Consider the following 16,428-nt stretch of genomic DNA (forward strand, 5'->3'; position numbering starts at 1 on the left):
ATGACACCTTCCACAACCGTCGCTCTCCCCGTCTGGGCTCAGGAAGCCAGCCTCGGTATCTTCATCCACTGGGGACCATACTCCGTGCCCGCCTGGGCAGAACCAACAGGGGCTTGGGGCGCCATCCCTCCAGAGACCTGGTTTGCTCACAACGCTTATGCCGAATGGTATGCAAACACCATACGGATTGAAGGGTCCCCCGCCGCCGAGCACCACAAGGCCACCTTCGGGGACGTACCGTACGAGACGTTCCTGGACCAGTGGCGCGCGGAGAAGTACGACCCGGCCTCTTGGGCTGCACTCTTCCAGTCCATTTGTGCCGACTACGTCATTCCAGTCACCAAACATCATGACGGAATCACTCTGTGGGAAGCCCCCGGCACAGCGGACCTCAACACGGTGGTCCGCGGTCCCCGCCAGGACCTTCTGGCCCCCCTGGCGGAGGCCGTGCGTGCCGTTGGCATCCGTTTCGGCGTTTACTATTCGGGTGGCCTGGACTGGGCATTCACCAGCTATCCGCCAATCACATCCATGGAGGAAGTGGACCTTTTCCGGCCTACTGACGCCGCCTATGCCGAATATGCAACCGCCCATGTGCGCGACCTCATCGACCGCTTCAAACCGTCAGTGATTTGGAATGACATCGACTGGCCCGACGCAGGAAGGGCTGACGGGTCCCTGACCGAGCTGCTGGAGCACTACCGCCAGCTTGTTCCGGACGGCATCGTCAATGACAGGTGGGGCGCGGACGTATGGGATTACCGCACCAGCGAATACTCCCACGACACACACAACGAGTCCGGGATCGGTTGGGAGCATAATCGTGGGCTTGGCTTCTCCTTCGGCTACAACCAGATCGAGAACCTGGAGCTAACCATGTCCACCCAAGAAATTGCCAAGCTCTATGCAGATGTCGTCTCACGCGGCGGTCGGCTGCTCCTCAACGTCGGCCCCACTGCCGCAGGGGAAATACCCGATGTGCAACTTCGAAGCCTCACCGGCCTTGCGCCTTGGATACAAAACGTCAAACCATACACAATTCAGCGCCGCCCAGCTCAACCGTCCGATGACATCAAGATCACTGGAGACGGCTGGTCGCGCGCCTGGGTCAGCGGTAAGAACCTGGTCGTTATTGCTGACGATTTTGAGAAAGTCAGAATAGATGCGGGCGCCCTCGAGGTGGTCGCCATCAGCCTCCCGGTCCAAGACGGGACTGACTGAGGACAACAGCCGGTCGCAGGTGATGGTGAGCGGCGAATAATGCTGCTCACCATCCCCTAAGCCAGCCCGCCCCATCAATCTCCTGCGTGAGGAGGGCAACGAATAGGCAAGCCGCGCGGACGCAAAGAGTCCAATCTAGCGGTCACCGCGCGAGGAAGAGGGACACTTCATGGAACCACCCCCCCAGCTGCAAGGCGAGCTGGTATCGCAAGGAAAGAGTCGTCAATTGACTAACGTGACGATCAAAACCGTTGCCAAGCACGCCGGAGTTTCCACGGCTACGGTTTCCCGGGTTTTGAGCGGCAACGGACGTGTGTCGCCCGAACTGCAGGAGGCCGTAAGGCAGTCAGCAGAGGCGCTCAACTACTCGATCAATGCGGTGGCCATTGCCTTGCGTAGCTCCCGCACGGCCACCATGGGCATGATTGTTCCAGAAATTGACAGTCCAGCCATGAGCCGCCTAATCCAGCAGGTAGTCAACGTCTTGGAGTGAATGGACGTCCACCTTATGCTTTCCAGCTCACAGCACAACGCCCGGCGAGAACGGCTCGCGCTCAAATCCCTCATTGCACGACGGGTGGACGGACTAATTGTTAGTCCCGCTGACAGCTCCAGTGATCTCGACGTTCTGGCAAGCACCGCGCTGTCCATACCGATAATCCATGTCCGCCAAGGGGCAACACGATGGGACATCGAATCAAGCAGGTTAAGGCACGAAGCGGTAATGAGGCGTGTGATAGACCATCTAAAATCCCAGAACCCGGCGGCAGAAATGGTTCAGTAGTCCGCGATCCCAAGGAACTCATACGAACAACGAAGGAAAAACCGTGGTGAATGGTGATGAAGAATACCGCATCCTCAGCTGTGCTGAGTTGCGTCCGGGTGAATTCATTGAAGCACGAATCAATGACCGGCTTCTCCTCCGCGGAGAGGTCGCAGAGATAATGCCCTCACAGGAATTGCTTTGGATTCGCGAAGAATCATTGGGCTGTCGCCGTCTTTTGGATCTTACTGAAATCGACATTTACAGAATTCAGGGTTCAACCCCAGGCCTCTAATCAACAGGAAGCCTCTCAGCGGCGGCTGTAGTGGCGCCGCTGAGAGGCTTCCTGTTCTATAGCGGTCTCTTTCCCTTAGGAGCCTGCCTCCCGCTCCTGGTCTCGAACCTCGCCTTCGCCAGTTAGGGTGACGTGTTCGGCGGCCAGGTGGTTGCCCCGCGACGTGCTCGACTGCGTCGTCTACCGCGCCGAAGTCGCCGCCCTCAAGACTTCAGTTAGCCCCTCAAGCATCCAACAAGGTCAGCTCGCCTGCCATCGAAGACGACCAAAACGGGTAAAGATAACCACATCAAAGTGGCTCGATTGTCGCCACTTGAATATGTCAACGTCATTCAGGACCACTACGACGGCCTGATTCAGGGCCACCCAGACCACGTTAGTACCAGGATTGGCTGTTCTGATGGCTTCTCCGGCGTTTAGAGTCAGACATGACTGAGAAGCGCAGACGTCTATATTTGGTTCTTTTGCTTGTCGGCGGGGGTGGGGCCTATTTTCTCTATGAGCTCCTCTCCGGCGAACCTTCAGACCTTGCGGCAATAGGTACTCTCATCTTCTTAGGTGCCGTCAGTCTGATGCTCATTGTCTTAGTGCGTCAGCGGCGCCGGTCATCGCAGCGGCTGGCCCAGCGTGGCCAGATTGAGTGTTACATCCGTCGACCCGATGCGCCCCAGGGAGACCGCTATAGGAAATGGAATATCGGACTCGTGACGGCAGACCAGGGAGTACTCACCTTCCAGCCGGTCCTAGGTCGGACACGCATAGCGAGAGGTGACCCTTTCGATATTCGCGTTATGGCTACTACCGGATCCCGCTATCCCGCTACGAAATGGGACAAGTTCAACCGATTGGAGGCCAACGCTATCGTTCTGCCGGTGAACACTGTTGATGGACCCCTCGAGATCGCGGGTCAGACCAATACGCTCGACAATATTGAGGCATTCCTAACAGGGAAGGAGTCCCGAGGCCCTCGTACCTAATCAGACCTCAGAAACAACTCTGGCGTCCCCTCCAGGGTCCCGAGGGAAGCCGTGGACTAGACCCAGCGACTTGCGCCGCGTGAGGCGTCTCCTTTGGGATGCTGGATCGGAGTCACCTGAGAGGGCTATGAGTTTTGTTGGGCGATGGTGTGGGCGAGGCGGTAGGAGTCTGTGCCGGTTTCGATGATGGTGCCGTTGAAGGTGAGGCGGTCCACGATTGCGGCGCAAAGGCGCGGGTCACTGAAGGTTTTGGTCCAGCCTGAGAAGGATTCGTTGGAGGCGATGGCAATGGAGTTCTTTTCTTCCCGTTCGGTGAGGACCTGGAAGAGGAGCTCGGCGCCTCGGCGGTCCAGTTCCATATAGCCCAGCTCGTCGATGCACAGCAGGTCGACGCGGCCATAGCGGGCAATGGTTTTGGCCAGCATTTTCTCATCGGCAGCTTCGACGAGTTCGTTCACGAGCCGGGTGGCGAGGGTGTATTTGACTCGGTAGCCCTTCTCCGCGGCGGCTGTGCCGAGACCGATGAGTAGGTGGGATTTACCGGTCCCTGAGTCTCCTATGAGGCATAGGGGTGCGCCTTTGCGGATCCAGTCCCCGGTGGCCAGGGTGTGGATCGTTGCGGGGTTGATGTTCTGATTGGCGTCGAAATCGAAGTCTCCGAGCCATTTGTCCCTGGGGAAGTTTGCGGCCTTAACGCGGCGGATCGATGAGCGCCGGTCCCTATCGTCGCATTCGGCCAGCAGCAGCTCGGCCAGGAACCCCTGGTAGGACAGTTGTTCTTTCCCGGCAACGCTCAGTGCTTCGTCCAGGACGCCACGGATGGTGGGCAGGCGCAGCCGGCGGCAGGCCTGGTCCACGGCTGCGACCGCGGCCTGTTCGGTCAGACCGCGTCGCCGGCGCAGGACCGGGGTGACGGTTGTAGCAGGTGCTGTGGGGCTCATGAGATGTTCTCCTTCGACGCGGTTTTTGCAGGGTGTTCGGCGCGTTTGGCCAGCAGCTCGTCATAGGCACGGACTGAGGGCAGGGGCCGGCTATCAGAAGGCAGCCCGGCGATGACGGCCGCCGGGTCCATGAGTCGACGCTGGGTCAGGCTGACAACGCGTTGCACTTTCGCTTGAGCGTGGGCACCGCGATGACGGTCCGACCTGGGCCCACCCTCAGCGGCGGAGGTCGTTGCGTGTCTGCGGGCTTCGACCGCGACGACATCGGCGCTTACCGCACCCACCCGCAGCGCGGCGGTGATCCCTGCCTGAATGTCTGCAGCGTCCATAGACCGGTGGAGCAGCAAGACATCGATCAGTTCACGAGTCCCTTCGGCGTCGCCGTTGACCCGGCGCGAGGCGGCCCAGAAGGCCTCATGGGCGCTGGTGAAAGAACCTGATGCCCGAGCCCGTGCCAAAGCCGTGGAACCAGGCAAAGCACCGGGTTTGGTCTTGAGGACCTCCAGGTAATGGTCCAGCTGAACCGACTGGCCGCCCTTGGCGACGATTCTCTGATGCCGGGCCGCCACCGCGCGGCCGTCGAACACCACAAGCTCTGACGCCCGCAAGGACACCCGGACCCTTCGGCCGATGAACCGTGCCGGTACGGAGTACTTCACCATCCGCACCGTGATCATTGAGGATCTGTCCACTCTTGGGTTCAGCACGAGACCGGGGTCGAACTCTTCGGCCGGCAACGGCGCCAGGAACGGGCGCTCGGCGGCGAAGTCGTGGCCGATGGTGCGGATCCTGCCATCGAACCGCCGCTGATCGTCCTCCGCCTCCCTATACCGGATCCGGTCGTTGAGCTCCTCAAGGGACTTCGCGACAGGCATCGGGGTAAGGCGGTTGCGGCGGAACCAGCCCACTTCGCCCTCGACGCCGCCTTTCTCGTGAGCCCCGGCAATACCTGGTTGGCAATAAAAAGAATCAAAACCGTAGAACGAGCGGAACAACACCCACCGGTCGTTCTCCACACGGTTCCGGCCCTGCCCGAACACCACGGTCCTGACGGCACTGGTGAGGTTGTCATAGCGGATGTGCTTCACAGGCACGCCACCGATCTCATTGAACGCTTCGATGTGACCTTCCAGAAATGCTTCCTGCGCCTGAGTGGGGTAAACCCGGTGGATCGCTTTGCCGGAGTGGGAGAGACGGAAGATGAACATATGGCACTTCGTCTTCACCCCGTCCAACACGATCCAGACCTCACCGAAGTCCACTTCAGCCTCCGCGCCCGGGGCATGTTCTTGCGGAACAAACACCTCAACCCTGCGGCCGGCCTCCACATCGATCTGCGCCCGGCGGACCCGGACGTAGTCACGCACCGTCGAATACGACAGCTCTAGCGCATCGTGCTCCTCAATGAGCCGGGCAAGAATCCTACGGGCCGTGTGGCGTTGCTTCCGCGGAGCCGTCGTGTCCTCGACCAGCATTGCGTCAATGGCCGGTTTAAAGGGATCCAGCCGAGGCGAGGACCTCACCGGAGTCTTCCGTGCTGGAGGGACGGGATCCGACAATGCCTGCCGCACCGTGTCCCTACCAACTTGATACCGCTTTGCCAGACCGCGGATGGATAACCCCTCGATACGGGCATCTCTGCGAATACTGGCAAACAGCTCCAAGCGCGCTCTCATCCGGACCTCCAAATGTTGCTTTCATCAGATGAAGCAACATTGAGGGTGGTCCTGGTTCAGACCGTCACAACCAACCGGCGAGTCGTGGGATGGTCCTGATTCAAGCCGTCACACCGGTCCTGAATCAAACTGCCATAGTCACCACTCCCTTTTGCCATCCCCACAAGGTCCGTAGCGTCGGAATTACTCAACGGGAGACGCCACCCAAAGCAACCCCTTTTGCTATGGATTTATTAAAGATCAGATAGATGATCACCAAGGGGATGGTGGCGAGTGTCAACCCCGCAAACATTGCCCCGGTGTTATTGCTGAATTGACCTTGAAAATCAAGCAGTCCCACGGGAATCGTACGGCTGGACGGAGTCTGCAGCAGAACGATCGCCAGCTGCGTTTCGCCCCAAACAAAGAACCCGTTGACCATCCCGACAGCGACAATAGGTCCTTTCGAGAGTGGAAGAACGATGCGAGTGAACGTGGCAGTGATACCCAAGCCGTCGAGGGCGGCTGCCTCTCGGAGTTCACCAGGGAAGCCCATGTAAAAGCCATGAAGGATCAGTACGCATGTAGGCAGACACAGGGCGACGTAGACGACCCCGAGCGCCCACGGTGAACTGAGCAGGTTCAGGGTGCTGAAGGCTGAGTAGTACGGCAGCAGCAACATGATCAGGGGCAGGGTGGTGGCAACGAGGAATGCACGAATGATTGCGACTCGAACACGTGTTGGAGTCAGCGTCGCGAAGTAGGCTGTCAGTGCTCCAAGCAACAGCGAGAACGTGATCGCCACGACAGCAACGACGGCTGAGTTGAGTAGATAGGTGGAAAATCCTCGCCCGCCGCTTGGTCCGGTCCAGGCGTCAAGGAAGTTGGTTGGATTCCATTCGGCGTTGACTACGCCCAGAGGGTTGGTAAATATATCGGTGTTCGACTTGAAACCGAGCAGAATGATGAGCAGAAAGGGCAGAGCGGCCAGAACAGACCACACTACCGCTGTGATTTGTGCTGCTGTGCCGGCGGGGGTCAGGCGTTTTTTAGTCATTAGTCGTCCGCTGCTTTCCTGGAGCCGAGCCACTGCCCGGCGAATCCGACGGCCAGGAGGATGACGCCACCGATAACGCTTATAGCAGCAGCCATCCCGAAGTCACCAAATCGGAAGGCTTCCTTATAGACCTGCACAGGCAGGATGGTTGTTACGTCGCCCGGGCCCCCTTGGGTCATGCCCCATACAAGAGTGAAGCCGTTAAAGGCCCAGATCGCTTCGAGCAGGATGATCATTGACAGTACTGGCCTAACCAACGGCAGGGTGATGAGGAAGAAGCTCCTGACTGGTGAAGCACCGTCGAGGGAGGCTGCCTCGTAGGTGGACACTGGCACTTCCTCCATGGCCCCGAGAATAACCAGGAACGCGAATCCGGCTCCCTGCCAGATCGCGACAGCGATAATGACGTACATGGCCGTGGATGAATCGGAGAGCCACGCGTGGGTGTCACCCAGTCCTATCGCACCCAGAAAAGCGTTCACGGCTCCAGAACGCGGCTGAACGGAGAGGCTCCAGAACACTGCGACCGCAGATGGCGGAGCGATCGCCGGAAGGAACCAGACGATGCGGTAGAAAGCACCGCCGTAAATTTTTCCGCTAATCAAGGCGGCCAAGATTGTGGCGATGATGCCGATGCCTGCGGCCGTGCCGATGCCGAGGAGTATTGAGTTCAGCAGTGAATTCAGGAAGCTGTTATCGGTGAGCAGCTGCAGGTAGTTATCGACTCCGGTAAAGCGACGCTGGCCAATGCCTGACCATTGGGATAGTGAAGTCTGCAGCAGGTCGATGACAGGAAGTCCGAAGAAGATGATCAGGACGGTGATCCCTGGTGCAAGCATCAGGGCTATCTCCCGTGAAGCCCGGCGCGTTGTTTTCCCTGCTCCGCGTAGGGGAGCAGGAGGATTGCTCGTTGCTGGCGAGGTGTTGGCGGTTATCGTCATGAAGTTTGTTCCTTTGCGAAGCGTCGCTGTCACCCGCCCGTTCGCGCGGGTGACAACGACGATCTCCTACCCGTTCTTGGCCTTGAAGTTCTCGAACTGTCGTTGCTGGTTCTGTCCCAGCTGGTCGAGGGAGACCTGGCCGCCCAAGTACTTTTGGATTTCGGGGTCAATGAAGGACTGACCTAATGAACCGGGCAGAATGCTGGTCCAACCCGTGGTGGTTCCGTTTCCTGAGCTGAAGGTAACAATTTCCTGGACGACCTCGCCGAGGGCGGGAATATCGGCGGCTTTGACGGTTTGGACGGAGGGGAGCGAACCGACGTTCTCGGCGGCGTACTTTTGCACCGCATCGGAAACGTAGAGTTCCAGGAAGTCCTTTGCGAGGTCCGGACTCTTAGCCGTTCGTGGTACTGCCAGGGTGTCCCCGGCGTAGACGATTGGAACGGTCGGTTTGCCAGAGGTTTTTCCGGGGAGCAGCAGCCATCCATAGTCGAAGGGCAAATCGGTTTTTTCGAGGACAGAGGGTATCCATGTGCCCCCAAGGAACATCGCCGACTTGCCGGAGGTGAAGGCTGCTTGTGCCTGATCACCATCCTGGCCCAAGACCCCTTCCTGGAAGACACCTTTATCCGCCCAGCCCTTGAATTGCTTCACGGAATCCGTGAACTCGGTGCTCGTGTAGGGAGTGGTCTGCGTTTGGCCGGACTTCCAGGAATTCTTGAAGTCATCCAAGGCCTTGTCGGATGCGTTGGCCTGAAGCTGCCCGTCGACAAGCCACCCCCACTGGTAACCGGCGTTCCCGCCCATCGCGAGTCCATCGAAGCCTGCGGTTTTGAGTTTCCCAATGACGTCGTAGAGCTCGTCGTTCGATCGAATTTGATGATCCGCCGGCTCTGTGATTCCCGCCTTCCGGAAGGCGTCTTTGTTGTAGAAAACTACGTTGTAGAGGGTCGTGTCGAACAGTACGACATAGGGGGTGTCGTTGGACTTGAGAGACGTGGCCATCGACGCCTCGTAGCGCGTGTCAAGGTCAGCGTTTTCCCAGACATCGTCGAGAGGTAGGAGCGCGTCTGCCTTGAGGAGGTCCAGGTACGGTTGAGCATTTGTCGGGACCAGTCCGATGTCGGGCGCGTTTGTGGATGCCATGATTTGCGCATTGGTCGAGCTCTTTTGTTCTTCCGTAATCGTCTGCAAATCCACCTTGACGCCCTCGTGTGAGGCCTCGAACTTGGACGCTGCATATTGAAAGGCTGGCAACTGTGCAGACTGAACTTGGACGACCAACGTTTTCGACGCGTCTTCGCTGCTGCCCGAACCGCAGGCGGAGAGAGCCAAGCCCGAAAGCGTGACGGCAGCAATGATGCCAAGGCCCAGTCGCGAACGGCGGAGGCCGGGACCCTTGATGGTGTCTTGCATATGTCTACTTCACTTCCTCAAGCAGGGTGATGGGTTATGTACGGGTGAATAATTTCGAGCTAGCCAGCTTCCTGTTGCTGGCTTGTTCTTGGCGTATGGCGCACTTTCAGGGACGCCGGTAGGCGCAGGGATGCGACGTCATTTGCCCCAGCCTCGAAGGCTAGTGGTCCCGGCGACGTATACGATCTACAGAACCTCCAAAAGCGCGCTGAGCACCAAAACGAAACGTTTCGCCTTTTGTGATCAGAGTTACGTTATATTCTGAGACGACTATTCGTCAATCTTTGAGACCGGAGGGTCGCATCGCCGTTCGTGTATTACGAAACGATTCGCTATTGATCATCACGCCGTCTTCAGTTGACCCCTAGTCACCCCTCCTAGTGCCGGGGGGAGGGCAAGCGGACGACAGGGCTCCGGGGGCCTCGCCCTCGTTCAGCCAGTCTTTTGCGATGGCTGACGCGGGATTCAAGAAGCGCTTGGATCAGTTCGAGGGGGCTGTACAACGAGCGATAGGAGTTGCGGCAGCGCGGTCGTCATGCCGGCAAGGAAGTCGTGTTGGCAGAGATGCGCCTGGATAACACCTTGGCGGGAGCTGTACGCCTTCATGGAGCTTACCGCTGTCGTCGCATCATTCCCTGAGAGTCGGCTCTCCCTCTCCCCAGTCGCGATTTGGAAACGCCGATAGCTTATATTCGGTCAAGTAGCTATCGGGTAATGCTAGAAAGCAGAAGCCCAGTGGGGGTTCCCCGCACGCCTTGGCCCCTTAAAGTTTTTCTGAGGGCGCCTCGTCCTAGAGCAGCGTTGGACAGGGGGCAGGGGAGCGCGGGCAACTTGCGGGCGCCGGTCTCGGGTCGGAATAGCGCGAAATTCCGCATTGCTGACGGTGGCTCATGATGTTCTTAGATCCCACCCTGACAGTTGGAGGGGCAGGAAACCGAGCTGCGGTAGCCCGAGAACTATCAAAATAGTCCGAAAAATCGGGTCTTTATGGGAGTCGCTTAGCGAAGGGGGGCGATGTCACCTCCTGCGGTTCGTCAGGTGTCTGAGAACCAGACCAGAGCTCCACCTACGGAGAAGTCTTCCCACGTCAGGCGCCCCGACGTCAGGTTGGGGTGTGGTTCCGCCTGACAGCGATGGAGTTTGAAGGATCGTGCTCCGCTCAGGTGCCTTCTCTGGTCGGATGGGTTCGTTATTTTGTTGCAGAGGCGCGGTTGAAGGCAAGGGTGTGTAGTCCGGCAGGGAGTCGAGTCGGGGCGCTCCCCGGTTCGAGGTCAAGGACCACGGGGACGCAGGCGAACCGCTGGAGCTCCGTTAGCTGTGGCCTGGTGGTGTCCAGCCCCAGGCCTTGTCCGTGGAAGACCAGTCCAGAACCTGACCCCCGAGCTGGCGTTTCTCGTCCTGGTCAAGCGTGCTCAGCCGCACGTACCCGCTCCGCTGTCCGGCGACTGGCTGCCTCCTCCCTCTACCTGTGAGGTTGAGTTCTAGAGCTGTCCGATTGCAGGCTGCTCAGTTGGACGCTGATCCGCTCGACGGTTGCTTCGACTCCTTCGTCCGAGTTCATCGCGAGCCCGATTTCATCTTGTTGGAGCGGCTCGAGTGTTTCGAGCTGAGACGTGAGGAGGGAGGCCGGCATGAAGTGGCCAGGTCGCAGGGTCATGCGGACTCGCAATACCGGCGTTGCGACGTTCAGCAAGACAAATGCGGTTGATGGGGCCACGGCGCGGATCGCGTCCCGATAAACGCGTTTGAGCGCGGAGCAGGCCACAACGATGCCGCTGCCGGACTCGGCAGCAAGTGCTGCACCTACCAACTGGAGCCAGGGCCACCGGTCTTCATCCGTCAGGGGAGTACCGGCGGCCATTTTTTGCACGTTAGCAGGCGGATGGAGGGAGTCGGCGTCTATAAATGCTGCACCGATGCGGGCCGCCAGTGCGGCACCGACGGTGGACTTGCCGGCACCGGATACGCCCATGACGACGATAGCCCAGGACAACTAGATCTCTCCTTGGCTCGTTGTGCCTGCGGGAATGGCGCTCAATCGGGTGACCTCAACGGGGGTGCTGAGTAGTCCCTCAAGTGAAGCATTGAGTCGCTTAACGGCCTCTCCTTCGCCGTGTGCATCAAGCAGTGCTGCGGATTGCCATTTTTCAATCATGACAATCTGGCCATTTGGTGCTTCATGGATGGCATAGAGCAGGCAGCCCGGCTCCTGATGGACTTCGGTGATGGCGGGCGAGAGTGCCTCTACGACCTTGTGGAAAGCGCCGTCGATGGGAGTGAAAACTGCGGTGACGATGATGGACATCAGAGTCCTGCTCTTTCTGTGTCGATTGGGGGGGGAACGGAATGTACGATCGGCGTGCTCAAAACAGGCTGGGAAGGAAGTTGGTGCTCCAAACGAATCCTGGGACAAAAGTGTAACCGATACCACTTTTGATCAAAATCCCAGATGCTAGGACGAGCCGGAGTGCGTGCCGGGCACTAGGGGGTACTTCGTTTGCCTCAGCTGCTTATGCCGCGCCTGGCGGGACTCGTACGCGCTGCGGGATTTAGAGTTGCGGTGGCTCCAAGAGTTGTCTTGCGACATCCGCGTCCGTTATGAGCACATTGATCCAGCCTCCGGTGACGGCGCCGCGGATGGCGTCCAATTTGCGCATGCCCCCGGCGACGCCTATGCGGCGCGGCACACTCATCATGGCGTCAGCGTCGATGGAAATCACCCTGTCTTCTATGGCGGGCTTCATGGGATGCCCGTTGATATCGAAGAATCGCAAACAAATCTCTCCGACGGCGCCGGCCCGGGATAGCTCACCTTCTTCCGCCCTGTTCAGTGCATTTCCACTGGCCTGCCAGAGGGGGGAGGCCGGGAACGTTCCGATTCCGACCAGCAAGGTGGTCAGCCGGTCCCAGGCGTCAATGGAGGCCGCCACGGCAGGGTCGCCCGTGAACGCTTCGCGGATCTGCTGGTTTGCCACGAGCCCCGGGCATCCCATGTAGTAGGGCTTGGCTGATGTCAGTTCCGCGAGATGGGAGACCAGCCGCGTCGCCTGTATTTGGGCCTGCGGGCTTCCCACCCCTCCTATGAGTTGGATCACTTCGTTGGCGATCTTTCTTGGCCGTGAGCGCATGGCTTCAACGGTGTGCAGGAGCGTGGTGCTCCACGAGGAGATCCCGATGTACTCGTTGGCGTCGATGGTTGTTTCCAGGTAGGTGGCGGCGGAAGAGCCCAAGCGCATGCCCAACGAAGCGCCGTCCATGACGTCTACCACGACAACTTCGCGGAGCCGGTACTTCTCTTCCAGCGCTTTCTCAAGCCCCACATAGATTCCTGCCGGCTGAACTATGGAGGTCCGCACGATACCCAGGTCCACCGCGTTCTTGAGGTAGCGCGAAACCCGCGCTTGCGAGAGTTTGAGGCGCTCGGATATCTCGCCCTGAGACAAGCCTTCCTCGTGGTAAAGCACGGCAATCTTGGTGAATAGCCGCAGCTGCTCAGTGCTCACCGACAATAAGGAGGAGGGCCCTGTGGTCTGCGTCATATTTCGTCACTTTCGTCGATGTTTGAATATTTATGCACCTTTGAATGTGCAGCGATTGTTTCTGGAGTGGCACCCCTCCCGCCGCGGCTCGCCCTTCGGACCCCGATGGTCGACCAGGAGCAGTGCTGCCCATTGCTGAATCAATATTCAGGACTGAAAAATTCTAGCCCCGTGGTGCCGATTTCCCCTCTGTCCGGGGGCAAACGGCTCATAAGCTTCCAACACCAGCCCAACTTCAGAGTCGAAGTTCCGTCAGGAATTTCGATCGGCGTCAACGTGGGCAAAGTTGCCTCCACGATCGAAAGCGAAATGCAGATGACAGATGTTAAGTTCTCCACCCGCCTCAATTCCTTCGGGCTGGGCAAGGGCAAGAAATACCCCAGCGGTGAGGATTCGGTGATCGACCTCATCGCCCTCGCCGGAAGCGTCAAGGGGCTGACGTCACTCGAACTGAACTACCCCGAGCACTTTGGCCGACATTCAGTCAAGGAGATCAAGGCGGCCTTAGCCAAGGCAGATCTTGATGTCCGCGGGATCCAGCTCCGCTGGCCGGCACCCCAGTTTTCCAACGGAGGGTTCACCAACCCCGACCCCGCACTTCGGGAAGCAGCCGTCACGATGGTCAAGGAAGCCATCAGCTTGTGCCGGGAGTTCGGCACCGACCATGTACTGCTCTGGCCGGCCCATGACGGCTACGAATACCCGCTGCAGATGGACTACATGCAGGCCTGGAACTGGATGGTTGAAAGCCTGCAGGCTGTCGCGGACGTCGATCAGGAAATCCGCATCTCGATCGAGTACAAGCCAGCCGAACCCCGCGGGCGCACTATTCTCAACACCACCGGTGCCGTAATGAACCTCATCAAAGACTGTAACCGCCCGAATCTTGGCGTCACCCTGGACTTCGGCCACCTGCTGATGGCCCGGGAGAACCCTGCGCAGTCCGCTGCCATGTGCCTGCGGGAGCAGAAACTGTTCGGACTTCAGCTCAATGACTCACACGGCGTGGCCGACGACGGCCTGGTAGTCGCGTCCATTCACTTCGCCGAGACACTGGAACTCGTGTACTACTTGCTCCGCGAGGGTTACCAGGGCACGTACTATTTCGATACCGATCCGGTCCGGGAGAACCCGGTCGCCGAATGCGAGATGAACATCGAGAGGATGGGGACCATCATCGACAAGGCCCGCGAGATGGTTCGGGACTATCCGGATCTCCCGAGCGGCGACGCGCTGCACTCGTCGAGCGTTTTGTGGTCGAAAGTCGTAGGTGTGTAGGTGCGTCCAACCGGTATCTGTGTCGTCGGATCGCTAAACGCGGATCTCATTGCTTATCTTGGCGCAGATGAGAGCGCAGCGAGCTATGTGGCCGGGAAGCGCTTCGAAATGGCTGCAGGCGGTAAGAGCCTGAACGCCGCAATGAGCATCGCATCGCTGGATCCGACCGTGACTCTTCTGGGACGTGTCGGCGCTGACGATCTGGGAAATTTCATCACGGCCGCCCTTCAGGCGCGGGGCATTTCAATCGACGGCATCATTCCCGATGACAGCATTCACACCGGCGTCGGGCATGTAAGAGTCAATCCCGAGGGCGAATACGACACGGTCGTTGTTCCGGGAGCCAACGGGAATTTCTCGCCGGCTGACATTGACGCCTACCTCGAGGACCATGCTCCGCCGGCGTTTGTAGTTCTGAATCTCGAGGTGCCTCTTCCCGCCGTACGGCACGCAGCCACCAGGTTCCGTGAGCTCGGTTCTCAAGTTGTTCTGAACCTCTCTCCAGTACACGCGGAAGCGAGGACGCTCCTTCGGCTCGCGGACGTAGTGGTCATGAATCTGAGCGAAGCCTGTCATGTGTTGGATGTCCCCCAAAACACAGACGTGCCGTTGCTCCTCGACGCTCTTCGAGAGGCGGGTGCCAAAACTCCCGTGCTGACACTCGGCGGCGGCGGGGTTGCCGCGCTGAACGGCAACGACCTCGTGCAGGCAAAGGTCGCACCGACCCGGGTCGTCAACTCAGTTGGCGCCGGCGACAGCTTCCTGGGAACGATGGTAGTAGCGATGGCCAACGACCACCCGTTCCCTGTGTGCCTTGGGGTCGCCAACGAGGCGGGCCGGCTGGTTTGTAGCCACTCGGAATCGTTTCTGACGCCCGCCGACGTCCAGCCCCTCGAGGAGGTAGTTGGCGTTCGTTTCGCCAAAGCCCCGGCTGGATCGTCTGCAGGATCGGAAAAAGTGCCTACCTGAAGGGCCGGGGGAGTGGGCGTCATACCCGGCCCGGTAGCAGTTCCGCCCGCCGCTACGGGTCCCCGTGTCGGGGTACCAGTGACATTAGACATAAAGCTAATCACCAGACTATTTACAAGGCAAAATCTCTTGTGGTACAAAAGTGGAACCGATACCACAGCAAAGCTGAGACTGAAGACTTCTCCGCCGACACCGAGCGGCTGATGAGCTCGGGCGCTGTTCCTCTCCCTGGACCTGATGCCCGGTAATAACAGCAAGAGTGCCGCGTGTTTTGCGGGCCTTCCAATGATGAAAGGAACTATCACAATGACCAGAATTCCTCGAACCGCTACACAGCTCCTCGCGGCCACGGCAGTGGTCGCGATGCTCGCGGCCTGCAGCGCCACTCCCGAAGGGCCGAGTGGTAAGTCGTCCCAATCCGCTGACTTGGTCAGCCTGGTTGATGCGTCTGGAAAGACGCCGATCAAGGACCTGAAGGCGAGCCTAGGCGATCCGAAGGGTTCGGCCGACACCAAGCTGTGCTACATCACCCGGACGCTTTCCAACGAGTTCTGGGGATTTGAGCGGGACGGCTTCGAGTCCGAGGCGAAGAAGCTGGGCGTCAAGTACCAGACGTTTGATGTGACCGATGAGTCGTCCATTACTGAGCAGCTGGACAAGGCCAAGAGCGCCTCCAACCAGGGCTGCACCGCCCTGCTTGCCTCGCCTATCTCGGCGACCGGTCTGGACACGGTCTTTACCGATGCCCTCGCAAAGGGCACTCCCGTCGTCGTTCTGAACGATGCCAAGGGCACCGTGCCGGGAAGCGTTTACGTAGGTCCTGATGCACTGACGATCGGCCAGACGGCTGCTGATTACATTGCAACCAAGCTTCCCGACGGCGGGAAGGTCGCCATGATCGAAGGTGACCCCGGATCATCTAACGCGCTGAACCGCGGCGAGGGTTTCAAGACGGGACTGGCTAAGCACCCGAACTTGCAACTGGTTGCCTCTCAAACGGCCAAGTGGGATCAAACCAAGGCGCAGGAGATCGCCTCGGCGATGCTCACAGCAAACCCGGATATCAAGGCGTTCTACTCGCAGAACGACGGTATGGCCCTGGGCGTCTCCGCCGCCATCGCGGCCAAGAACCTCACGGGCAAAGTCCTGCTGGTTGGAACCGACGGCATTCCCCAGGCCAAGAAGGAAATCCAGGCGGGCAACATGACCGCCACGGTGAGTGAGCAGCCCGTCACCGAAGGCGCCAGCGGCGTGGATGCCGCACTGTGGCTTTTGGCCGGCAAGAAGGTACCCGGTTGGGTCGATGTTCCTGCCTTCATCATCGATTCCGCCAATGTCGGTCAGTACCCGACCGGAATGCCATAAGGACGGTACGG

The 16,428-nt window shown here is 59.2% G+C and carries 14 protein-coding genes; 6 read left to right on the plus strand and 8 right to left on the minus strand.

What is annotated here, in order from left to right; genetic code table 11:
- From BLT71_RS02105 to BLT71_RS20285, 3 genes are all read left to right on the plus strand, one after another.
- Positions 1 to 1,221, plus strand: coding sequence for an alpha-L-fucosidase (locus BLT71_RS02105; RefSeq protein ID WP_091717156.1), 1,221 nt, complete (start codon positions 1 to 3; stop codon positions 1,219 to 1,221).
- Positions 1,222 to 1,390: 169 nt separating this feature from the next.
- Positions 1,391 to 1,714, plus strand: coding sequence for a LacI family DNA-binding transcriptional regulator (locus BLT71_RS02110; protein ID WP_091717158.1), 324 nt, complete (start codon positions 1,391 to 1,393; stop codon positions 1,712 to 1,714).
- A gap of 334 nt (positions 1,715 to 2,048) precedes the next feature.
- Positions 2,049 to 2,279, plus strand: coding sequence for a hypothetical protein (locus tag BLT71_RS20285; protein ID WP_157693412.1), 231 nt, complete (start codon positions 2,049 to 2,051; stop codon positions 2,277 to 2,279).
- Between the two features lie 1,102 nt (positions 2,280 to 3,381).
- Here BLT71_RS20285 and istB read toward each other — a convergent pair.
- From istB to BLT71_RS02160, 8 genes are all read right to left on the minus strand, one after another.
- The gene (gene istB, locus BLT71_RS02120) at positions 3,382 to 4,197 is read right to left on the minus strand and encodes an IS21-like element helper ATPase IstB (protein WP_091717162.1); all 816 of its coding nucleotides are present in this window, start codon (positions 4,195 to 4,197) and stop codon (positions 3,382 to 3,384) included.
- Positions 4,194 to 5,873 carry an IS21 family transposase gene (gene istA, locus BLT71_RS02125; protein ID WP_091717165.1) on the minus strand — a complete coding sequence of 560 codons (1,680 nt, stop codon included), beginning with the start codon at positions 5,871 to 5,873 and terminating at the stop codon, positions 4,194 to 4,196. The genes istB and istA overlap by 4 nt, the downstream gene beginning before the upstream one ends.
- Before the next feature lie 187 nt (positions 5,874 to 6,060).
- Entirely contained in the window at positions 6,061 to 6,909 is an 849-nt protein-coding gene (locus BLT71_RS02130; RefSeq protein ID WP_091717167.1) for a carbohydrate ABC transporter permease, read from the minus strand.
- The gene (locus tag BLT71_RS02135) at positions 6,909 to 7,850 is read right to left on the minus strand and encodes a carbohydrate ABC transporter permease (RefSeq protein WP_091717169.1); all 942 of its coding nucleotides are present in this window, start codon (positions 7,848 to 7,850) and stop codon (positions 6,909 to 6,911) included. Before BLT71_RS02135 ends, BLT71_RS02130 begins: the two co-directional genes overlap by 1 nt.
- 66 nt (positions 7,851 to 7,916) lie before the next feature.
- On the minus strand, positions 7,917 to 9,266 hold the full coding sequence (locus BLT71_RS02140) for an ABC transporter substrate-binding protein (protein ID WP_091717171.1): 1,350 nt from the start codon (positions 9,264 to 9,266) through the stop codon (positions 7,917 to 7,919).
- A gap of 1,462 nt (positions 9,267 to 10,728) precedes the next feature.
- Positions 10,729 to 11,259, minus strand: coding sequence for a gluconokinase (locus BLT71_RS02150; protein WP_231994416.1), 531 nt, complete (start codon positions 11,257 to 11,259; stop codon positions 10,729 to 10,731).
- A complete protein-coding gene (locus tag BLT71_RS02155; RefSeq protein ID WP_091717173.1) occupies positions 11,260 to 11,571 on the minus strand; it encodes a putative quinol monooxygenase in 312 nt (103 codons plus the stop codon). It lies immediately after the preceding gene.
- Between the two features lie 244 nt (positions 11,572 to 11,815).
- Positions 11,816 to 12,805 carry a sugar-binding transcriptional regulator gene (locus BLT71_RS02160; RefSeq protein ID WP_091717175.1) on the minus strand — a complete coding sequence of 330 codons (990 nt, stop codon included), beginning with the start codon at positions 12,803 to 12,805 and terminating at the stop codon, positions 11,816 to 11,818.
- Positions 12,806 to 13,120: 315 nt separating this feature from the next.
- On the opposite strand from BLT71_RS02160, the gene BLT71_RS02165 reads away from it, so the two are divergent.
- From BLT71_RS02165 to BLT71_RS02175, 3 genes are all read left to right on the plus strand, one after another.
- Positions 13,121 to 14,083 (plus strand): sugar phosphate isomerase/epimerase family protein, encoded by a 963-nt coding sequence (locus BLT71_RS02165; protein ID WP_157693413.1) that lies wholly within the window; start codon positions 13,121 to 13,123, stop codon positions 14,081 to 14,083.
- Positions 14,084 to 15,052, plus strand: a complete 969-nt coding sequence (locus BLT71_RS02170; protein WP_091717179.1) for a PfkB family carbohydrate kinase — start codon at positions 14,084 to 14,086, stop codon at positions 15,050 to 15,052.
- Between the two features lie 306 nt (positions 15,053 to 15,358).
- On the plus strand, positions 15,359 to 16,417 hold the full coding sequence (locus BLT71_RS02175) for a sugar ABC transporter substrate-binding protein (RefSeq protein ID WP_157693414.1): 1,059 nt from the start codon (positions 15,359 to 15,361) through the stop codon (positions 16,415 to 16,417).
- Positions 16,418 to 16,428 lie beyond the last annotated feature (11 nt).

This window comes from Pseudarthrobacter equi, assembly GCF_900105535.1.
Classification (GTDB): Bacteria; Actinomycetota; Actinomycetes; order Actinomycetales; family Micrococcaceae; genus Arthrobacter; species Arthrobacter equi.